We start from the raw sequence: 20,834 nt of genomic DNA, 5'->3' as shown, positions 1-20,834 counted from the left end.
GCCCGCCACCCTCTCCCCCACCCTCAGGGGCAGGGATGCTGCAAGCCGTCGTAGCCGGTGAAGGTGCCGGTGCGCGGATTGTAGGAGCGGTAGCGCTGCATGCAGTAGGCAATGGCATCCTGCTGCGCGCGCTGCTGCTGCGCGGCGGAAACCGCCGCCGCGCCGATGGCCGCGCCGACAATGCCGGCCGCGATCCAGGCGCCCGTATTATCGCGGTAATACCATCCGCCATTGTGCCAATAGGGATTTCCCCAGCGCACATGGCGCGGCGGGGGCGGCGGGCGGCCCCAGCCCGGCCGCGGCGGCGGGCGACGCCAGCCGGGAGGCGGGGGCGCCTGCACCTTGGTCGGTCCAACAGCGTGATCGCCCAAAGGCGCCAGTCCACCGGCAAGGCCCTGCGCGTGCACCGGGGCCACGGCAGCGACAAGGCCGCCGGCGCCGATGCTGGCCGCAAGCACCCACGACATCGCCTTGCGGGCGATGGAGGAGGCAACGACCGTATGCTCTCGCATCTGCATGATGGTCTCCTTCGCGTCGAGGTAACGCGACACGGCGACCGTTTTGCCCCATGGTGACGGCCGCTTGAAGGCCTCCATGTGAATCAGCGTAAAAACATTAGGGCAGCACGCCGCATTTGCCCTGGTGTCGACGCAGCGACGCTCACGCTTCGTTCAAGAATCGACACAATGGAACGGCAATGTGATCGGGCTCGATTGGAGTGCATATCATGTTCGGGATGAAGAAGGTGGCCCTGGCCGCGGCAATGCTGGCAAGCGGCATCCTCTCGTTTTCCCCGGTGCCCGCCGGAGCCCAGGCCATGCGCCTCGGCCTCGCGGACCAGCGCATTCACGGGGCGGCGGTCGAACAGGTCGAATGGCGCGGAGGCCCGCGACCGGGTCCGCGCCCCGGCTACGCCCGCGGCTACCGGGGTCCCGTGCGGGGCCCGGCGATGGCTCCGAGGCGGTATCCGGGCCGTTATGTGGGCCCCCGTTACGCGGCGCCGCGCTATGCCGGCCCCCGTTACGCCGGGCCCCGTTACGCCGGGCCCCGTTACGCCTACGGCCGTCCGGGCTGGCGGCCGGGTCCGGGCTGGCGCCCGCCGGGTCCGCCGCCGCGGCCCGGTTGGGGTCCGCCTCCCGGCGCGTGGGGTCCCGGCCGGTGGTATCCGGGCTGGGGCTGGTGGCGTCCCGGCTGGGGCTGGGGCTATTATGACAATTCGGGTGCCTGGATCGCCCTCGGCATGATGAGCGGCCTTGCCCTCGGCGCTGCCGCGGCTGCGACGGCTGAGCCCGTCTATCCGGCCGGCGATGCGGTGGCCTACTGCATGCAGCGCTACCGCTCCTACAATCCGCGCACCGGCACCTTCACCGGCTACGACGGCTTGCAGCACCCCTGCCCGTGACCCGGAGGGGCTCCCCGCCCCTCCCCCACGGCTCGCGGCCGGCCTCGACCCGCGCGCGAGCCGTTTCCCACATGAACCGCGGCCAATGCCGGGCCGGCGTCTCCAAAGCGCAGCCGTCCGGATAGCGCGTGCGAGATGATGGGGATCCGCGCCAAAACCCGGCGGACGTTTTCTCTCTCCTGCCCGCCCCCTCCCCCGCGCCAGTTTCTGAACTCCTGAGCTGATGCGCCGCGCGGGCTGATCAATCCCGCGCCCGGTCGCCACGCCGGCTTACGCAATCCCTTCGCTCAGGCGCCGCCAGCTGAGCCAACCCCTTTGCCGATTCTGCGCCGCGTTGTTCAATCGCTTCGCTCAAGCGCCACGCGGGCTCCTAGAACGCCTTCGCTCAAAAACGCCGCGCGGGGGCATGCGAATCCCCCTCGCTTAGGCGCCGCGCGGGCTTGCCCCTTTTCCCGGCGTGAACGCTCATCCGCCTTCGGTCGCGCCGGTGCGCGGGGGCCAAACGGCTGGCGACGGGGGCGGCCTTCGCCCGGCAGCTGAAACGCAAAAGGCCCGGCGCGGCGAACCGCTCCGGGCCTTTTGCCTTGCCGTCCATGCCGGCCCTTGACCGGCGATGAACGGGACTTGTGATGATCCGTCCGCCTCAGCGCGGCGCGAGGATCATGATCATCTGCCGGCCTTCCAGCATGGGCTCGGCCTCCACCTTGGCGATGGAGCCGACCTCCTCCTTCAGCTTCTGAAGGAGCTTGTAGCCGATGTCCTGGTGCGCCATCTCACGACCGCGGAAGCGCAGGGTGACCTTCACCTTGTCGCCTTCCTCGAAGAAGCGCAGCATGGCGCGCATCTTCACGTCGTAATCGTGGTCGTCGATGCCCGGACGCAGCTTGATCTCCTTGACCTCGACCACCTTCTGCTTCTTGCGGGCCTCGGAGGCCTTCTTCTGGTTCTGGTACTTGAAGCGACCATAATCCAGAATCTTGCAGACCGGGGGCGCGGAATTGGGCGCGATCTCCACGAGGTCGAGGCCAGCTTCCTGCGCGAGGGTCAGCGCATCGCGGATGGCCACCACGCCGCGGTTCTGGCCCTCCTGATCGATCAGCTGGACCTCGCGGATGCGGATTTCCTCATTGACGCGCGGACCATCCTTCTCCGGCGCGACGGGTCTCATGGGGCGGCGAATGGCTGCGATCTCCTCAGCAATGGAACCTGTTCCGCGAGCCTTGCGGGCGTCATCGACTGTGACGCGGCCTCGTTTGCTGCCGCCGTCGTCGTGACCCAAAGCTCGGGGGTGGTGCCAAAGATCGTGACAAACGGGCGGAAAGTCAATGACCTTGCTGGATTTCGCGGCGCTAGCGCGCACCCGATGGCAGGTGCCGCCGCAACCGCCCCGATCATCGGCCCGCTGGACGCCTCCCGGCGACGCACGGCATAGTCCCCCCAGCCACAGTTCAGCCGCGTTCGGCCCGCATCTGCACACAGGTGCCCCGGGCGTGTCGCGAACCGGGCTGCCTTCTTCCCGGCGCCGCCGGAGCCAGGGTGAAAACCATGATCGACGCCGTTCTCTCACCCCATCTCTCTCGCGGCCTGATCGCCGCGGCGCTGCTCGTCGTCGCCCCGCCCGCCTTCGCCGACGGCCGGCTCGACGCCAAATATGTGCTGAGCGTGGGCGGCGTCGAGCTGGGCCGCGCCTCGGTTGTGGTGCAGGCCGGCAACGATTCCTATGAAATCTCCGGCTCCGGCAAGATCACCGGCGTGCTGCGGGCGGTGTCCTCGGGCAAGGGGGTGGCGGCCGCGCGCGGCATGCTCACCCAGGCCAGGATGGTGCCGCGCGTCTATGCCCTCAATGCCGAGGCCGATGGCAAGAAGGAAGGCGCCCGCCTCGCCATGGCCGGCGGGGCCGTGGCCGAGATGGAGGTGGAGCCGCCGCTCAAGCCCATGCCCGACCGGGTGCCGGTGACCAACGCCACGCTCCAGAACATCATCGATCCCATGAGCGGCGCCTTCGTCTATGTGCCGGAGCCGACCAACCTTCTTTCGGAAGCCGCCTGTGCGCGTGCGGTTCCGGTGTTCGATGGCCGCCAGCGCTACGACATCGTGCTCAACTACCTGCGCACGGAGCAGGTGAAGGTCAGCGGCTACAAGGGCCCGGCCGTGGTCTGCGGGGTGCGCTACAAGCCGGTCGCGGGCCATCGACCAAGCCGCTACACCGTCCAATACATGCAGGACAACAAGGACATGTTCGTGTGGCTGGTGCCCATCGAGGGCACCCGCCTCATGGCACCGTTCAAGGTCTCCGTGGCCACCATGATCGGTACCGCGGTGTTCCAGGCCACCAGCTTCCAGGCCAAGGCCAATGACGGCGCCGTGCCCGTGAGCGCCGCCAAGCCCTGAGGGGCGCCGACGAAAACCGCTGGTTCGCGAATCGGTTAGCCGAGGTGGCCGACCACTAGCCATAGTAGGGGGCGAAAGGCGAACCGAACCCCTCGCGCGATTCGGTCGCGATTCGTTCGGCCCCTGTTCCGGTGGCGGACCGAAACGGTACACCCGCCGTCTCATCCCCCACGCAATGACATCCCGGCATTGTGAAATCTGGTGCCGCACGTGGCAGGGCCGTGCCGCGACGCAACGTGCATGCGCTTTTCCGGCCGGTCCCGCGTTGACACTCCCCGTGCCGCCGGTGTTCCCTGAGGGTGCGTGAGCGTGTCACGCAAGAGGACATCATGTCGAAACGCACCAAGGTTGCGGAGAAACATGCGGCGGATGCGCCGCGCGGCGTCAATTCCCTTCCCGAAGCCAAGGCCTGGATGGCGGCGCGGGAGATCACCGAAATCGAATGCACCGTGCCCGATCTGGCCGGCGTCGCCCGCGGCAAGATCATGCCGGTGTCCAAGTTCCTCACCTCTCCGGTGATGAACCTGCCGCTCTCCGTCTTCCTTCAGACCATTTCCGGCGAATATCCCGCCTATGAGGGGCTGGTCGATTCCGTGGTCGCGGACAGCGATCTCGTGCTTCAGCCCGATCTGACCACGTTGTGCTCGGTGCCGTGGGCGCAGGACCCCACCGCGCAGATGATCCACGACGCCTTCCATCGCGACGGGCGGCCGGTTGAGATCGCCCCGCGCCATGTGCTGCGCCACATCGTCAATCTCTATGCCGCCAAGGGCTGGAAGCCTGTCGTGGCGCCGGAGATCGAGTTCTATCTGGTGGAGCCCAACACCGATCCCGACTATCCGCTGAAGCCGCCGGTGGGCCGCTCCGGACGGCCCGAGATCGGCCGCCAGTCCTATTCCATCCAGGCGGTGAACGAGTTCGACGCCCTGTTCGAGGACATCTACGATTATTCCGAGGCCCAGGGCCTGGAAATCGATACGCTGATCCACGAGGACGGCGCCGCCCAGATGGAAATCAACCTGCGCCACGGCGACCCGCTGGCGCTGGCGGACCAGGTGTTCCTGTTCAAGCGCACCATCCGCGAGGCGGCGCTCGCCCACAAGATCTACGCCACCTTCATGGCCAAGCCCATCGCCAACGAGCCGGGCAGCGCCATGCACATCCACCAGTCGGTGGTGGACATCAATACCGGCCGCAACATCTTCTCCGACGAGAAGGGCGACCCGACGCCGGAATTCTTCTCCTTCATCGCCGGCCACCAGAAATACCTGCCGGCGGTGATGAGCATCCTGGCGCCTTACGTGAACTCGTATCGCCGGCTCACCCGCGATTCCATGGCCCCCATCAACCTGCAATGGGGCTATGACAACCGCACCGCCGGCCTGCGCGTGCCCCCCTCCTCGCCCGAGGCGCGGCGGTTGGAGAACCGGGTGCCGTCGTCCGACGCCAACCCCTATCTCGTCATCGCCGCCTCGCTGGCCTGCGGCTATCTCGGCATCATGGAAGGGCTGCGCGCCACCGATCCCATCGAGAGCGACGCCAAGAATCTCGACTTCGAGCTGCCCCGCGGGCTTCTGGAAGCGGTGGCCGCGTTCGAGGATTGCGAGCCCATCGCCGAGGTGCTCGGCCGGCGCTTCGCCACCACCTATGCGGCGGTGAAGCAGGCCGAGTTCGAGACCTTCATGCGCGTAATCTCGCCGTGGGAGCGCGAATACCTGCTGCTGAACGTGTGAGGCCCCCAAGGCCCCACACACCCCAAACGGAGCAGGACATGGCATCTCCCCGGCCCATGGCGCATCCCGCCTCATGGTATGTGGCAACCGCAAACCCCATGCCCGACTTCCCCTCCCTGACCGGGGAGGCGGAAGCGGACGTGTGCGTGCTGGGGGGCGGCTATACCGGCCTTTCAGCGGCGCTGCATCTGGCGGAAGCCGGCTTCAAGGTAGTGCTGCTGGAAGCCTCGCGGGTGGGCTCCGGCGCATCGGGGCGCAATGGCGGGCAGATCCACTCCGGCCAGCGCCGCCACCAGGATTTCCTGGAGGCGTCCGTCGGGCTCGACGATGCGCGCAAGTTGTGGGCGCTGGCCGAGGAATCGAAGGCGCTGGTGCGCGACCTGGTCACCCGCCACGGCATTGATTGCGACCTGAAGGACGGCCTCATCCTGGCCGATCACAAGCCCCATTACGTGGCCGAGAGCCACGCTTACGCCGCCCATCTGCGCGACACCTACGGCTACGAGGCCATCGAGCCCCTGGACCGGGAGCAGATGCGCGCCCTGGTGGGCTCGCCGGCCTATTATGGCGGCGTGTTCGACCATGGTGGCGGCCACCTGCACCCCCTCAATTTCGCCCTGGGCCTGGCGGGCGCAGCGCAGCGGGCCGGGGTGCGCCTTCACGAGCTGACCCGCGTGACGGGCGCCGTGGATTCGGGCGGCGGCGTCACCGTCAGCACCGAAGGCGGCGCGACGGTAAAGGCCCGTTTCCTGCTCGAATGCGGCAACGGGCTCATGGACGGGCTCAACCGGCAGGTCGACACCCATGTGATGTCCATCTGCAACTACATTGCCGCGACCGAGCCCCTGGGCGAGCGGGCGCGCAGCATCATCGCCAATGATGCGGCGGTGGCAGACAGCAAGTTCGTGGTGAACTATTTCCGCCTTTCTCCGGATGGCCGGCTGCTGTTCGGCGGCGGTGAGAGCTATCGGCGGAACCTGCGCGACAATATCCCTGATTTCGTGCGGCCCTTCATGCTCCGCATCTTCCCCCAGCTCGCCGATGTGCGCATTGATTACGGCTGGGGTGGCGTGCTCGGCATCACGCTGACGCGCCTGCCTTTCGTGCGGCGCCTGTCGGACCATGTGCTGGTGTCGGCCGCCTATTCCGGCCACGGGGTGGCGCTCGCGCCGCTGTTCGGAAAGATCCTGGCGGAGGCGGTGCAGGGCCAGCTGGAACGCTTCGACCTCTTGGGCCGGCTGCCGGTTCCAGGCTTTCCGGGCGGTACGTTGCTGCGCTATCCGCTGCTGGTGGCTGGCCTCAGCTATTACGCCCTGCGCGACAAGCTTTGAGACCGCCGGCCGACGGCGGAACCCGAAAGGGTTCGCGCCGGTGCGGTCGCGCCATTCTCAGTTCAGGCCGCCGAGCTTGCGGGCTTCCTGCAGGGCCTTCAGGCACCCGGCCTCATCGCCGGCGGCCTGAAGGTTCATGGCCTGGTTCAGCGCGCCATAGGCACCCGTGTCGGGACCGGTGAGGCCAGCTGCCGCCAGCGAGCCCGGCGTCGGCTGCTGGGCGTCCTGGGCGCCGATGCTCTGCGCCTGGGCCGGCGGCTGCGTGGGCGGCGGGAACTTGGCCTTGAGCTGCTGCTGCACGGTGACGATCTGCTCCAGGCAGGCCTGCGCATGGGCCGGCAGGCCACCGGCCACGAGCCCCACCGCGAGGCTAGCGAACAGCAGCGCCTTCAGCGCCGCCGCCTTGAGCGGCAAGCCGACGAAGGTGAGCAAACGCACGATGAAGGGTCCCATGGCCGATCCTCGAATCTGAAGCGCTGTCCCGCAACCGGGCGCCGGCGCGTGAACCGCGACGGGCACTACCCTGTTAGAGCCCACCCCCGCCCGCCCCGCAAGGGGGCGAACGAAAGGGAAGCCGCGCGTGCCGCGTCAGCCGTGGCCGGCCTTTTCGCGCCGCCGCCGCGCCAGCATGTTCAGGCCCTCGATGGCCGCCGAGAAGCCCATGGCGGCGTAGACGTAGCCCTTGGGCACGTGGGCGCCGAAGCCGTCCGCGATCAGCGTCATGCCGATCATGATGAGGAAGCCGAGCGCCAGCATCACCACCGTGGGGTTAGCCTCGATGAACTTCGCCAGCGGATCGGCGGCGAGCAGCATGCAGGTGACGGCCACGATGACGGCAATGATCATGATCGGGATGTGCTCGGTCATGCCCACCGCGGTGATGATGCTGTCGATGGAAAAGACCAGGTCGAGCATCAGGATCTGCACGATGGCGGAAACAAAGCCCACCGTGACCTTGGCCTCGAACACATCGTCATTGGGGTGCGGATCGACGTTGTGGTGGATTTCCTTGGTGGCCTTCCACACCAGGAACAGGCCGCCGGCCACCAGGATCATGTCCCGCCAGGAGAAGCCGTGACCGAACACGGTGAAGACCGGGGCCGTGAGGGTGACGATGATGGCCACCGTGCCCAGCAGCCCCAGCCGCAGGATGAGCGCGAGCCCGATGCCGATTCGCCGCGCCTTGGCCCGGTATTCGGCCGGCAGCTTGTTGGTGAGGATCGAGATGAAGATGAGATTGTCGACGCCGAGCACCACCTCCATGGCGATCAGCGTGACGAGCGCCACCCAGGCTGCGGGATCGGCGGCAAGCTGCAACAGATAGTCCATTACGAAACACCTTGGGGCGAAGAAGAGGCGGCGGAATAATCGGAATCGGGGCGCGGCGCGCCCGCCTCGGGCGGGGGTGCATAGACGCGGATGGCGCCCGGCCACACCCGGAACGCGGCGGGCGTGAAGGTGACCAGCTCGCCATCGGTGTTGACCGGCCGCGGGCGGCTGGTGCGCACCACCACCTCGGTGGTGCGGAACGCGCGCACATCGTTCCACTGGCCCTGGGTGCCGCGGCGCAGGCTCGGCAGCAGCGCCAGCAGGCGCCACCAGTGGTCCACTTCCAGGCTGTAGAAATCGAGCCGCCCGTCGTCGGCGCTGGCGGAGGCCTCCACCGCCATGCCACCGCCGTAATAGCGGCCATTGCCCACCGAAACCTGGAGCGTGCGCACCGTCTCCACCGCGCCATCATGCTCGATGAAGGCGGTGAAGAGGCGCGACTGCCACAGCAGGCGGGCCGCCACGACGCCATAGCCCAGCACGCCGAAGCGCTTCTTGGCGTCGGCCGTCAAGGCGCGGGCGAGATCGGCGCTGAAGCCGATGCTGGACACATTCAGGAAGGGATGGCCATTGACCTCCCCCAGATCCACCGCGCGCGGCGCGCCGGAAACGATGAGGCGCGCCGCCGCCACCGGATCGGTGGGAATGGAGAGCGTGCGGGCGAAATCGTTGGCCGTGCCCAAAGGCAGCACGCCCAGCGGAAGCTGGGTGTCGAACAGGCCCCGCGCCGCCGCGTTCAAGGTGCCATCCCCGCCACCCACGATCACCAGATCAACCGTTTCAGCCTGGTGCCGGATGATGGCGCTGAGCTCGCGGGCGGCAGCGTGCGCCGGCCATCGATGCTCGCTCACGAGGATGTCGCCGGCCTGGAGAACGGCGCGCGCATCGTCGAGCGCCATCCCGCCACGGCGGGCGCCGGGATTGATGAGCAGGAGCGCGCGGCGGGGGGCCGTCGCCGGATGTGGCGCGGTCATCGCCGCACCGTCGTGGGAGCGGACAGGCGCAAGAAAAGGGAAAAGGGTGGCATGAGCGAAGGGGGCCTCGATCCTGGTCGCGTTCATCGGCGCTGCGTGCCATGGGCGCGCGGCGGCCTGACGACAGGACCAGCGGCTTCCCCACAACACACGATGATCCGACATCACGCGGCCCAAGGGCCGCGCCAGAGGGGCCCGGATCGGTGCGCCTAAGGTAAGGCCGCCGCGCACCGCACCAAGTCCGCACCAGCGTGGCAGAATGTCGCACCATCGCGAATCGACGCCGCCGGCAACGCTGCGGCGCACGCCGGTCCAAGGCCGGCACGCGACCAGGCGGGGAAGTCGGGAATGGGGGAAAGACCGGAAGTGAAGGGAGGGAGGAGAGCGGGGGCGATGCTCTCCTCCCTCAGCCCGATCAGCCGATGGGTTGCGGAGCCAGCGGGCTGACCGAACGGTTCGGTCGAACACCTTTGACATAGCCCACCCCCTTGGGTATGGCAAGAGGGAACCGAACGGTTCGGTCGGGCATCTTCCCCAGAAGTTTTTCCGCCCCTGTCCGGCTCGCCGAGGCCCTCGTCTCGTCCCGATGTCCCGTGCCGCGCCGCGCGCCGCCCTATTCCCCGGCCCCTAGGCCGGACGGCCGGCTTGCGCGCACCGCACCGGATGGCACAAAACGAAGGCGAGAGGAGAGGATGCCCAGGTGACGACGTTTGACCCCATGCCCCTAGACCCGGCGGCAGTTCCCGTCTGCGATCATCGCGAGGGGGCGCCCGCGGCCGGCCAGGACCCCGAGAAGCGCCAGCAGATTCTGTCCGGCGCGCGGGAAGTGTTCCTGGAACGCGGCTTCGACGCCGCCAGCATGGGCGACATCGCGCGGGCGGCCGGCGTGTCCAAGGGCACGCTTTACGTCTACTTCCAGAACAAGGAGGACCTGTTCGCGGCTCTCGTCTCCAGCGAATGCAACGAGACCGCGGAGCGCATGTTCGTGCTCGACAGCAACGAGCCGGACGTGGAGAAGGTGCTCACCACCGTAGGCTATTCCTTCATCGCGGCGCTGATCCGGCCGGAGCACATGGCCACCCTGCGCACCGTGATCGCCATCGGCAGCAAGTTCCCGGAAATCAGCTACCGCTTCTTCGAGGCCGGCCCCTGCCAGGGCATCCGCCGACTTGGCGTCTTTCTGGCCGCCAAGGTGGAGCAGGGGGCGCTTGAGATCGACGATGTGGAGCAGGCCGCCAGCCAGTTCCTCTCCTTATGCAAGGACGGCATCACCGTGCCCATCCTCATGGGCAACGCCGAATCACCCGACCCCGCGCACACCGAAAAGGTCGTGAAGGGGGCTGTCCACGTGTTCATGTGCGCTTACGGCGCCAAGCGCTGAGCATCTGCCCCCCCGCCACCAGCCAACGGGATGCGATCCATGTCCGACGCAGTGACGCTCTACGGCATCAAGGCCTGCGACACGATGAAGAAGGCCCGCATTTGGCTCGACGGCCACGGCGTCGCCTATGCCTTTCATGATTACAAGACCCAGGGCATCGGCCGCGCCCGGCTCTCCGGCTGGGTGGAGAAGGCCGGCTGGACCACCTTGCTCAACCGCTCCGGCACCACTTTCCGCAAGCTGCCGGAGGCCGAGCGCGCCGACCTCGACGCCGAAAAGGCCATTGCCCTGATGCTGGCCCAACCCTCCATGATCAAGCGCCCCGTCCTGGAGATGGGCGAAACGCTCCTGGTCGGCTTCAAGCCCGAGGCCTATGCCGCCGCCTTCGACGGAAAAAGCCTGTGACAGCCGGCTGTCACCCCATGCCGGCCGAGGCTGCCGGCCTTTCCCATGCGGCACGAATTGCACGTTCCGCCGCTTGCGGATATCCAGTGCGCCCGAACAGCCTCCGGCCAGCGACGAGCGGCTCCGCGCAGTGGATCGATGATTGATGGGCCGTATCGACCGCTACATCTTCTCAACGGCTGCCATCGCCTTCCTGGGGGTGGTGGTGGTGCTCGCCGGCATGATCTGGTCGACCCAGGCCCTGCGGCAGCTGGACCTTGTGACCAGCCAGGGCCAGACGATTCTCGCCTTCGTCGCCATCACCAGCCTGACCATGCCCACCCTGGTGCTGGTGATCGCCCCGGCCGCCCTGTTCATCGCCACCGCCTACACCTTGCTGAAGCTCAACGGTGACAGCGAGATCGTGGTGATGGCCGCCTCCGGCATGAGCCCGTGGCGGGTGCTGCGGGCGCTCGTCATCCTCGCTTTGCTGGTCTCGGCCTTCTGCTCGCTGCTGGCGCTGTTCGTCGTGCCGTCCAGCCTCAGGATTTTCCGCGACCAGGTGACGAAGGTGCGCGCGGACGTGGTCTCGTTCGTGGCCCAGCCGGGGCGCTTCATCACCCTGACGCCAGGCCTCGTCTTCCATGTGCGCGAGCGCGCCGCCAATGGCGTGATGAGCGGCATCTTCATTCATGACGGCCGCGACAAGGACATCACCACCTATCTCGCCGACCGCGGCCAGATCGTGGACAGCGACGCCGGTACCTTCCTGGTCCTTGAAAACGGCTCCATCCACCGCCGCGGCGGGGAGAAGAGCAACAGCACCTCGGTGGTGGAGTTCCAGCGCTACGCCTTCGACCTGTCGTCGCTGGCGCCGAACACGCAGGGCCAGGCCATCCGGCCGGCCGAGCGGCCGCTGGCTTATGTGCTCAATCCGCCGGCCAACGATCTCTACCAATTTACCCAGCCCGGCCGTTTCCGGGAGGAGCTGCACAAGCGCCTGTCGGCGGGGCTCTATCCGCTCGCCTATTTCGCCATTGCCGCCGCCGCCCTGGCGCGCCCGCGCACCACGCGGCAGAGTCGCGGCGCGGCGCTGATGGCCATCATCCCGGCCATGGCGATGGTGCAGATCGGCAATTTCGCCATTGCCGGCCAGCTGCGCACCCAGCAGGCGGCGGTGGTGCTCATCTACATCTTTCCGATCGTGGTGGTTGCCCTGTGCGCGCTCTTGCTGAGCGATCGCGTCCAGCTGTCGCCGCCGCGCGCCCTTTCCGCCTTCGCGGAAGGGTTGAGGCAGCGGCTGGCCCGCGGCAAGGCGGCGTGACGCCAATGAGTGTGACACCATGATCGGCCCCACCCTCGGCCTCTATTTCGGGCGGCGCTTCGCCTCGGCGGTGGCGCTTATCTTCTTCGGCTGCGTCGGCCTCATCATGCTGGTCGACTTCCTGGAGATGGCGCGCCGCACCGCCGACCATGACGACGTGACCACCACCATGGTGGCCCTCGTCACCCTCTACCGCGCCCCCGCCTTTACCGAGCAGTTGCTGCCGTTCGCGGTGCTGTTCGGTGCCATCGCCACCTTCGTCCTGCTGTCGCGGAGCCTTGAGCTGGTGGTGGCGCGCGCGGTGGGCCTTTCGGCCTGGCAGTTCATTGCCCCGGCGGTCATCATCGCCTTCCTCATCGGCGTGTTCGCCACGTGCGTGTTCAACCCCATCTCGGCCGAGTTCAAGGAACGCGCCAATGAGATGGAAAGCCGCATGTTCGGCTCATCGGCGGCGCTTGCCGCCGGCGGCAAGCAGGATTTCTGGGTGCGCCAGCAGAGTGTCGATGGCCAGGCGATCATCCAGGCGGCGGCCTCATCCCAGGGCGGGCGCGTTCTTTCTTCCGTCGTGGTTTACGAATTCGGAAACGACGGCAAGCTGATCGAGCGGGTGGAGGCCCCCACCGCCACCCTCGGCGACGGCGCCTGGGTGCTGCGCAATGCCCGGGTTCTCGTGCCGGGCCAAGACCTTCAGCAGTTCGACACCTACCTGATCGCGACCCACCTCGACCCCGGCCAGGTGCTGGAAAGCCTGATCGCTCCCGAGACCGTGCCTTTTTGGCAACTGCCCGCTGCTATTCGCAGTGCGGAACATGCGGGCTTTGGCGCGGCGCGGTATCGGCTTCAGTTCCAAAGCCTTTTGGCACGGCCACTTCTGCTGGTCGCAATGGTGCTGATCGCCGCAGTGGTGGGCCTGCGCGTGTTCCGCTTCGGCGGTGTGGGACAGACGATTCTCGGTGGCGTGGCCGCGGGGTTTCTGCTTTATGTGGGGACCAAGCTCGCCGAAGATCTCGGTGAGGCAGGAATCGTTCATCCTGTTGCTGCAGCATGGTTTCCAGCAGTGGCGGGAATCGTTATGGGGGCTCTTATTCTGTTGCATCGGGAGGACGGATGAGGGTCGCCTCGCACCCCATCGCAGCACGCACAAGCACCCCCCGCGGCCTATGGGCTCGCGGGCGCCGGGTCGGCGCGTCCATGCTCCTGGGCTTCCTCCTTCTCGCCCTGCCCTCCGCCGCCGGCATTGCCGCAGCGCAGCAGGCGGGCGCGCAGCCGGCTTCCACCGGCACCGGCGGCACGACCCCCGCCGCCTTCGGCAGCAACGTGCTGCCGAACCATAAGCTCGACCCGAACCAGAAGATGCTGGTGACGGCCGACCAGATGGAATACGACTTCCAGAAGGAGACGGTGGCCGCGGTCGGCAACGTCCAGATCTACTATGACGGCGCCACCCTCGAGGCGAACCGCGTGGTGCTGGACCGCAAGGCCAATCAGGTACGCGCCATCGGCAACGTCCGTCTGAAGGACAAGGACGGCAAGGTTGTCACCGCCGAAAACCTGGAGCTGACCCAGGATTTCAAGCAGGGCTTCATCGACTCGCTCCGGCTGGACACACCGGACCAGACCCATTTCGCCGCCGCCCGCGCGGACCGGACGGAAGGCAACGTCACTGTCTTCCAGAATGGCGTCTACACCGCCTGCGAACCCTGCCGCGACGACCCCACCCGGCCGCCCCTGTGGCAGATCAAGGCCAAGCGGATCATCCACAACCAAGACGAGCGGATGATCTATTACGAGAACGCCACGGTTGAATTCTTCGGGATGCCGGTGGCCTATTTCCCGTATCTGTCGTCGCCGGACCCGACGGTGAAGCGCAAGACCGGCTTCCTGATGCCGGAGTTCTTCTCCTCGAGCCAGATTGGCTACGCGGTGGGCACGCCGTTCTTCTGGAACATCGCGCCCGATCGCGACCTGACGCTGACGCCCACCATCACCACCAAGCAGGGTGTGCTGATGCAGGGCGAGTGGCGCCAGCGCCTGATCAATGGCAGCTACACGATCCGCGCCGCCGGCATCATGCAGCAGGACAAGGAAGCGTTCGTCACCACCAATGTCACGACCGGCCTTCCGGACTATCTGCCGGGTTATCGCGACAACCGCGGGGCCATCGAGACCACCGGTAATTTCGCCATCAACCAGTTCTGGACCTTCGGCTGGGATGGCACGCTGGCGTCGGACCGCACCTTCCTGCGCGACTACAATCTGATCGGTGACGCCACCACGACGAAGACCTCGACCGTGTACCTCACCGGCCAGGGAGACCGCTCCTATTTCGACGTGCGCGGCCTGTACTTCCTGGGCATGTCGGTCACCGACGACCAGAACCGTATCCCGATCGTCGGAACGCTGAACTATTCCAAGGTGTTCGATAAGCCGCTCTGGGGCGGAGAGTCGGGCGTCAAGGTGAACCTCACCAGCCTGACGCGCGACCAGGCCGACTTCATCGGCATGTCCGACTTGTGGTCCAGCCCCGGCGCCACCGGCATACCGACAGGCTCGTGCACCCTGGCCAATCCTAATCCGGAGCAGTGCCTGCTGCGCGGCGCGCCGGGCGACTATACGCGCCTGTCCGCCGAGCTCTATTGGAAGCGCACCGTCACGGACTCCTGGGGCCAGATGTGGACGCCGTTCGTGACCGCTCGGGTGGACGTGGCTTCGGTGAACATCGATCCCCTGCCCTACAGCTACATGTACGGCCCGACCTATCCCGGCCAGAACCCGCTGCAGTCGGGAAGCGAGGACCTCATCCGCGCCATGCCGGCGATCGGCCTCGACTACCGCTATCCCTTCATCTCCGTGGAAAGCTGGGGTACGCAGACCATTGAGCCGCGGGCTCAGATCATCATCCGCCCGAACGAAACGAATATCGGCGCCTTCCCCAATGAGGACGCGCAGAGCCTCGTGTTCGACGACACGAACCTGTTCGAGATCAACAAGTACTCGGGCTATGACCGGGTCGAGGGCGGCAGCCGCGCGAATGTGGGCGTGAGCTATGCGGCCAATATCCGCGGCTTCGGCACCCTGAGTGCCTTGGTGGGGCAGTCCTACAACCTGTTCGGCAAGAACTCCTTCGCCTATGGCGACATGGCGAATACGGGCCTTGAGTCCGGCCTTGAGACCAACGCGTCGGACTACATCGCGCGGGTGGGCTACTCGCCCACCAAGAATCTGGAATTCATCTCTCGCTTCCGCTTTGACAACGACAACATGTCGCTGCAGCGGTTCGAGCTTCAGGGCCGCGCCTCTGTCGACCGGCTCGGCGTGTCGGTCACCTATGGTCGCTACGAGCCGCAGCCGCTGCTCGGTTACTACGACATGCGCGAGGGCGTCTACACAACCGCCGCGTACAAGTTGACGGACAATTGGACCGTGTCCGGTGGCGTGCGCTACAATGTCGCGCAGTCTGACTTCGACTACACGCTGGTCGGCCTCAGCTATATCGACGACTGCTTCAGCCTCGCGCTCAACTACATCACCGACTACACCATCAATGGCCCCGGCGGCGATCCCGTGAACAAGGTGATGTTCCGCATTGGCCTGCGCACGCTGGGCGAGGGTGGGTTCTCGACATCCTTTGGGTCGTCTTCCTCGTCCGACGCGGGTGTTCAGCAGTAGTCTGCGCCTTGAGCGGGCCGCGGCTTACGGCTAGATTTGTCGCGTGGATGCGACTTTCGTATCCGCGCGGGTGTCCGGTGTGACCGGCCGCCCGGCATGGCCCGGCGAGAGGCGGGCCTTCGCCGGTGGCAGCGGATGGTGGCGCACCCGGCCTCCAGGGCCTGCGCCCGGCCCCATTGCCGCCACACGACCTGGAGACAACGGCAAAACGCCGGAAGGGTGCCACTGGCTCATTTTCTGCGTTTCGGCCCGTCGTCATCGCACGCCGTGCTTCGGAAAGGACCATGCGCATTCCTCCCCGCCTCGCCTCTGCGATCGTCTTCGCATTCAGCCTGCTGGCTGCCGTCCTGGGCTCCGGCCTTTCCGCGCGCGCCCAGCAGATCGTGGTGATGGTGAACGGCGAGCCGATCACCTCCTATGACGTCACCCAGCGCCAGCGCCTGCATTCTCTTCTCGACAAGAAGAGCATCTCCGCCAAGGAGGCCCTGCAGGAGGTCATCGACGACCGGCTGAAGATCCAGCAGGCGCGCAAGCTGCAATCGGATATTGAGCAAAAGGACATCGACCGCATGTATGCGTCGGTGGCCGAGCGCTCCGGCCGCACGCCGGAACAGCTCACCCAGGGCCTGGCCCAGGCGGGCCTTGACGCGCAGGCGTTCAAGACCAAGCTCGCCGCCGATTACATCTGGAGCCAGTATGTGCGCAGCCGCTCCGGCAACGTGATGATTCGCGATGCCGACATCGCGGCCGCCCTTCAGCGCCGGGGCGAGACCAGCCTCGTCTCCACCGAGTACGTGCTGTATCCGATCATCTTTGTGGTGCCCCGTAACTCCAACAATTATGGCGCCCGCCTGCAGGAGGCGAACGCCTTCCGCTCCCGCTTCAACGGTTGCGAAAGCGGCCTTGCCGCCGCCAAGTCACTCCGGGAGGTGGTGGTGCGCCCGCAGGTGCTGCGCCTGTCGTCCGACATGCCGCCGAACCTGCAGAAGATTCTCGACCAGACCGCCGTGGGGAAACTGACCCCACCGGAAGTCAGCCAGTCCGGCGTGGAAACCTTCGCGGTGTGCGACAAGCGGCAGGTGCGCGGCGAGAGCTCGCAGAAGCGCGAGATCAAGGACGAGCTGTCCAACAAGCAATTCAACTCCGCCTCCAAGAAGCTGCTGGACGAGCTGCGCAAGAGCGCCCTCATCCAATATCGCCGCTGATGAGCAGCCCGGCCTTGCCCCCTCTGGTACTGACCGCCGGAGAGCCGGCCGGCGTCGGCCCCGAGTTGGCCCTGAAGGCGTGGTGCGCCCGGGACCAGTTGCCCACCTTCTTCGTGGCCGGCGATCCCGAGCTCCTCGCCGCCCGCGCACGCCTGCTGGGGCTGAACGTGCCCATCGCCGCCTGCGCGCCCGCCCAGGCGGCGGAGGCGTTTCCTGACGCGCTGCCCGTCGTGCCCACCGGCCCACGGGCGACCGCTGCTCCCGGTGTTCCCGACGCCACGAGCGCCGCCGCCGTTCAGGCAAGCCTCGACGCGGCTGTCGATCTGGTGCGCGCCGGTTCCGCCGCAGCCATGGTCACGTGTCCCCTCGCGAAATCGGTGATGTACGCCGCCGGCTTTCCCTTCCCCGGCCACACCGAATATCTCGCCGCCCGCGCAGGGGAAGGAGCGGCCGGTGAGCCGCCCCGCGCCGTGATGATGATCTGGTCGCCGTTGCTGGCGGTGGTGCCGGCCACCATCCATGTGCCCCTGAAGCAGGTGCCGGAGCTCGTCACCATCGATCTGCTGCTCGACACCGGGCACATCCTCGCCGCCGATCTGCGCCGGCGGTTCGGCCTGTCGGCGCCGCGCATCGCCTTCGCCGGTCTCAACCCCCATGCGGGGGAAAGCGGCACCCTCGGCCGCGAGGACGAGGAGGTGGTGCGCCCGGCGGTCGCCCAGCTCAAGGCCGAGGGCATCGACGCACGCGGCCCGCTGCCGGCCGACACCCTGTTCCATCCCGAGGCCCGCGCCAGCTATGACGTCGTGGTGGGCATGTATCACGATCAGGTGCTCATTCCGGCCAAGACCCTGGCGTTCCATGACGGGGTGAACGTGACGCTGGGCCTGCCCTTCATCCGCACCTCACCCGACCACGGCACGGCGTTCGACATTGCCGGCACCGGCCGCGCCAATCCGGCCAGCCTGATGGCGGCGCTGCGGCTTGCCCGCCGCCTTGCCGAGAACGAAGCCCTTTTCCAGAAAGCCCATTCCGCGTGAGTGCCCTCGACGACCTGCCGCCGCTGCGCGATGTCATCCGCCGCCATGGCCTGTCCGCCCAGAAGTCCCTGGGCCAGAACTTCCTGCTGGACCTCAACCTCACCGGCCGCATCGCCCGCGCCTCCGGGCCGCTGGAGGACGTAACGGTGGTGGAAGTGGGCCCCGGCCCCGGCGGCCTCACCCGGGCGCTGCTGGCGCTCGGGGCGAAGAAGGTGATCGCCATCGAGCGCGACCCGCGCTGCCTCGGCGCCCTGGCGGAGATTTCGGAGCATTATCCGGGCCGCCTGGAGGTCATCCAGGGCGATGCCCTGAAGGTGGATGTGCGCCCCCTCATCGGCGAGGGGCCTGCGCGGGTGGTGGCGAACCTGCCCTATAATGTCGCCACCCTGCTGCTGGTGGGCTGGCTCTCCACGGACCCCTGGCCGCCCTGGTTCGGCTCGCTGACGCTGATGTTCCAGAAGGAGGTGGCCGAGCGCATCGTGGCGGCGCCGGGCTCGAAGGTCTATGGGCGGCTGGCGGTGCTGGCCGGCTGGCGCACCACCGCGCGCATTGCCTTCGATGTGGCGCCTTCCGCCTTCGTGCCACCGCCCAAGGTCACCTCCTCGGTGGTGCATCTGGTGCCCCGGGCCGAGCCTCTGCCCTGCGCCCTCTCGTCCCTGGAACGGGTGACGGAAGCCGCTTTCGGCCAGCGCCGCAAGATGCTGCGGCAGAGCCTGAAGTCGCTGGGGGTGGACCCCTTCCCCCTGCTTGCCGCCGCCGGCGTGGCCGAGACCGCGCGGGCGGAGGAGATCGATGTTCAAGGCTTCGTTGCCTTGGCCAATGCCTATGCGCAGGGCCGGGGCAACGTGCCCTGGGGGCCGCTCACGCAGCTCGATACGCCTTGAGGTAGTGGGCCTCGAACATCTTCTTCAGCAGGTGGAAGCCGGCGAAGCGCGGCAGGGCAAGGTTGCGCTTCATGTCTCGGAACACCAGCATGCCGGCGTCGAGGGTGTCGACGATGCACACCAGCTCCGGCTTGAACACCGCCGTGGGCGCCAGCCCCTTCAGCTCAGCCGCCATGTTGCGGGCCGCCGCCACCGCCTGGAGATCCGCCTGATGGGCCTGCTTGGGCATCCAGTCCGGCCCCGGGAAGGAGCCTGAATCGCCCGCCACATAAACCCGCTGGAGACCCGGCACGGCGCAGGTCTCGCTCGCCTGGACGAAGCCGCCGGGCGATTTGGGCAGGTCGGTCTTGTCGAGCCAGGCGGGGCCCGTCAGGCCGGGCATGAAGAGGATGACATCGGCGGGGAACTCGCCGCCTTCGGTCACCACCCGGTCGGGATCGAAGCGCGCCATTTTGTGCCCAAGATGGGTCTTGATGCCGCGCTGCTCCATCTGCTTCAGCAGCGCCCCCACCGCCTTGGGGCCGAGGCGCTGCCCCGGCTCCTTTGACGGGTTGAAAAAGACCAGCTCGATCTTGTCCCGCCGGCCCTGGCGGCGCAGCAGCGTGTCAAGACCGAACAGGAACTCGAACATGGGCCCGCCGCGCACCGCCGCCGGCTCGTTGGGATTGCCGCCGAAGCCGATGGCCACCGTGCCCTGCTCTAGGGCCGCGACGCGATCGCGGGCCGCCTCCGCAGCTGCGATGCCCTCACAGGGAATGATGGCGTTCTCGATGCCCGGCAGCTTGCGGATATAGCGCCCGCCGGTGGCGATGAGCAGCAGATCGTTGGCGACCGGCCCCTGGGAGGTCTCCACGATGCGCCCGCCATGGGTGACGCCTTCCACCCGCGCCTTGACATGCTCGACCTTGTGGCGCGCGAAGAAGCCGGCCAGCGGCACCCTCAGGTCGTCCCCCTTGCGCAGGCCCGCGGGGATCCAGATGAGGCTCGGCGCGTAGATCAGCTCGTCGGAGGGCGAAACCACGGTGATGCGCGCGGTCACGTTCTGCCGCCGCAGCTCACGCACGGCGGTGAGGGCGGCAAACCCCGCCCCCAGGATGACGATGTGGCGGTCGCCCTCCGGGCCGGCGTTCGGAGCATTGGCATTCATGGCCATCACTCCGCCGCCTTGAGACGCGTCACATTGGCGGCCGTCGTCGTATCGGCCGCGCCGAAATCACCATCCACGTCGGCGCCCAGATCGGCGCGCCAGGGACGCCAGCGCTCCAGGAGCACCAGAACCACCGCCAGCACCACCGCAAGGCCGATGGCGAGCACCGTGTACGATACGCCGGTGAGGTCCATGAAGGTGATCTTGCCCGGCCCGCCGGTGAACAGGAGAGGCGTCAGCATCGGGTCGGCATAGCTGAAGGCCACCGCGCCGGCGAGACCGCCCAGCAGGGTGAAGAGCGCATCGCGATAGCCGGCGCCGATCTGCGCCAGGATGGTGCCGGGGCAGGCCCCCGCCAAAGTGATGCCCGCGCCCAGCGCCAGCCCGCCGAGCACGTCAGCCGCATAAAAAGTGGGCTTGGGCGACAGCTTGATGAGGCCGAAGCCGTGCAGCACGGCCAGCACCACCGCGCCGGTGGCGACCGCCGTGAGGAACACCTTGAGCATGGTGAAGTTGCGGAACTGCATCTGCCCCACGATCATGCCGGGCTCGAACACCCGCGCCTTCTCGAAGGCGAAGCCGAACACGATGCCCATGGCAAGACCGATGAGAACGGCCGGAAAAACAGACATGTGAGTTCTCC

At 67.4% G+C, this 20,834-nt stretch carries 19 protein-coding genes; 12 read left to right on the top strand and 7 right to left on the bottom strand.

Annotated features, from left to right (window positions below; translation table 11 throughout):
* Positions 1-23 precede the first annotated feature (23 nt).
* Entirely contained in the window at positions 24-518 is a 495-nt protein-coding gene (locus tag L0966_RS18045) for a BA14K family protein (protein ID WP_234053360.1), read from the bottom strand.
* Between the two features lie 722 nt (positions 519-1,240).
* Between L0966_RS18045 and L0966_RS18040 the strand changes: the two genes are divergently transcribed.
* Positions 1,241-1,402 carry a BA14K family protein gene (locus L0966_RS18040; RefSeq protein WP_234053359.1) on the top strand — a complete coding sequence of 54 codons (162 nt, stop codon included), beginning with the start codon at positions 1,241-1,243 and terminating at the stop codon, positions 1,400-1,402.
* Positions 1,403-2,045: 643 nt separating this feature from the next.
* Here the strand turns inward: L0966_RS18040 and infC are convergent.
* Positions 2,046-2,570 (bottom strand): translation initiation factor IF-3, encoded by a 525-nt coding sequence (infC, locus tag L0966_RS18035; RefSeq protein WP_234053358.1) that lies wholly within the window; start codon positions 2,568-2,570, stop codon positions 2,046-2,048.
* A gap of 377 nt (positions 2,571-2,947) precedes the next feature.
* Here infC and L0966_RS18030 point away from each other — a divergent pair, with 377 nt between their 5' ends.
* The 3 genes from L0966_RS18030 to L0966_RS18020 all read left to right on the top strand — a co-directional run bounded on the left by L0966_RS18030 (position 2,948) and on the right by L0966_RS18020 (position 6,857).
* Entirely contained in the window at positions 2,948-3,793 is an 846-nt protein-coding gene (locus L0966_RS18030; RefSeq protein ID WP_234053357.1) for a DUF3108 domain-containing protein, read from the top strand.
* A 329-nt stretch (positions 3,794-4,122) separates the two neighbouring features.
* A complete protein-coding gene (locus L0966_RS18025) occupies positions 4,123-5,526 on the top strand; it encodes a glutamine synthetase family protein (RefSeq protein WP_234053356.1) in 1,404 nt (467 codons plus the stop codon).
* A gap of 38 nt (positions 5,527-5,564) precedes the next feature.
* Entirely contained in the window at positions 5,565-6,857 is a 1,293-nt protein-coding gene (locus L0966_RS18020) for an FAD-binding oxidoreductase (RefSeq protein ID WP_234053355.1), read from the top strand.
* A gap of 57 nt (positions 6,858-6,914) precedes the next feature.
* On the opposite strand, the gene L0966_RS18015 is transcribed toward L0966_RS18020, so the two are convergent.
* The 3 genes from L0966_RS18015 to L0966_RS18005 form a co-directional block, all read right to left on the bottom strand.
* On the bottom strand, positions 6,915-7,310 hold the full coding sequence (locus L0966_RS18015; protein ID WP_234053354.1) for a hypothetical protein: 396 nt from the start codon (positions 7,308-7,310) through the stop codon (positions 6,915-6,917).
* A gap of 135 nt (positions 7,311-7,445) precedes the next feature.
* Positions 7,446-8,186 carry a TerC family protein gene (locus L0966_RS18010; protein WP_234053353.1) on the bottom strand — a complete coding sequence of 247 codons (741 nt, stop codon included), beginning with the start codon at positions 8,184-8,186 and terminating at the stop codon, positions 7,446-7,448.
* Entirely contained in the window at positions 8,186-9,160 is a 975-nt protein-coding gene (locus tag L0966_RS18005) for a lipid kinase (RefSeq protein ID WP_234053352.1), read from the bottom strand. The genes L0966_RS18010 and L0966_RS18005 overlap by 1 nt, the downstream gene beginning before the upstream one ends.
* Positions 9,161-9,860: 700 nt before the next feature.
* On the opposite strand from L0966_RS18005, the gene L0966_RS18000 reads away from it, so the two are divergent.
* The 8 genes from L0966_RS18000 (at position 9,861) to rsmA (ending at position 19,044) form a co-directional block, all read left to right on the top strand.
* A complete protein-coding gene (locus tag L0966_RS18000; protein ID WP_234053351.1) occupies positions 9,861-10,541 on the top strand; it encodes a TetR/AcrR family transcriptional regulator in 681 nt (226 codons plus the stop codon).
* Between the two features lie 39 nt (positions 10,542-10,580).
* The gene (locus L0966_RS17995; protein ID WP_234053350.1) at positions 10,581-10,946 is read left to right on the top strand and encodes an ArsC family reductase; all 366 of its coding nucleotides are present in this window, start codon (positions 10,581-10,583) and stop codon (positions 10,944-10,946) included.
* Positions 10,947-11,091: 145 nt separating this feature from the next.
* Entirely contained in the window at positions 11,092-12,249 is a 1,158-nt protein-coding gene (gene lptF / locus L0966_RS17990) for an LPS export ABC transporter permease LptF (protein WP_234053349.1), read from the top strand.
* 19 nt (positions 12,250-12,268) lie between these two features.
* Positions 12,269-13,360, top strand: a complete 1,092-nt coding sequence (lptG, locus tag L0966_RS17985) for an LPS export ABC transporter permease LptG (protein ID WP_234053348.1) — start codon at positions 12,269-12,271, stop codon at positions 13,358-13,360.
* A gap of 80 nt (positions 13,361-13,440) precedes the next feature.
* Positions 13,441-15,918 carry an LPS-assembly protein LptD gene (locus L0966_RS17980; protein WP_234053347.1) on the top strand — a complete coding sequence of 826 codons (2,478 nt, stop codon included), beginning with the start codon at positions 13,441-13,443 and terminating at the stop codon, positions 15,916-15,918.
* A 284-nt stretch (positions 15,919-16,202) separates the two neighbouring features.
* Positions 16,203-17,123, top strand: coding sequence for a peptidylprolyl isomerase (locus L0966_RS17975; protein ID WP_234053346.1), 921 nt, complete (start codon positions 16,203-16,205; stop codon positions 17,121-17,123).
* The gene (gene pdxA / locus L0966_RS17970) at positions 17,123-18,160 is read left to right on the top strand and encodes a 4-hydroxythreonine-4-phosphate dehydrogenase PdxA (RefSeq protein WP_234053345.1); all 1,038 of its coding nucleotides are present in this window, start codon (positions 17,123-17,125) and stop codon (positions 18,158-18,160) included. The genes L0966_RS17975 and pdxA overlap by 1 nt, the downstream gene beginning before the upstream one ends.
* On the top strand, positions 18,157-19,044 hold the full coding sequence (rsmA, locus tag L0966_RS17965) for a 16S rRNA (adenine(1518)-N(6)/adenine(1519)-N(6))-dimethyltransferase RsmA (protein WP_234053344.1): 888 nt from the start codon (positions 18,157-18,159) through the stop codon (positions 19,042-19,044). Before pdxA ends, rsmA begins: the two co-directional genes overlap by 4 nt.
* On the opposite strand, the gene L0966_RS17960 is transcribed toward rsmA, so the two are convergent.
* Both L0966_RS17960 and L0966_RS17955 read right to left on the bottom strand, forming a co-directional pair.
* Positions 19,022-20,191 carry an NAD(P)/FAD-dependent oxidoreductase gene (locus L0966_RS17960; RefSeq protein WP_234053343.1) on the bottom strand — a complete coding sequence of 390 codons (1,170 nt, stop codon included), beginning with the start codon at positions 20,189-20,191 and terminating at the stop codon, positions 19,022-19,024. The genes rsmA and L0966_RS17960 overlap by 23 nt on opposite strands.
* Positions 20,192-20,196: 5 nt before the next feature.
* Positions 20,197-20,823 carry a YeeE/YedE thiosulfate transporter family protein gene (locus L0966_RS17955; RefSeq protein ID WP_234053342.1) on the bottom strand — a complete coding sequence of 209 codons (627 nt, stop codon included), beginning with the start codon at positions 20,821-20,823 and terminating at the stop codon, positions 20,197-20,199.
* Positions 20,824-20,834 lie beyond the last annotated feature (11 nt).

The sequence above is a fragment of the Xanthobacter sp. NM-59 genome (genome assembly GCF_021401125.1).
GTDB lineage: Bacteria > Pseudomonadota > Alphaproteobacteria > Rhizobiales > Xanthobacteraceae > Xanthobacter.
The sequence above is the reverse complement of the archived record's forward strand: the minus strand, read 5'-3'. Positions and strand labels throughout refer to the sequence as shown.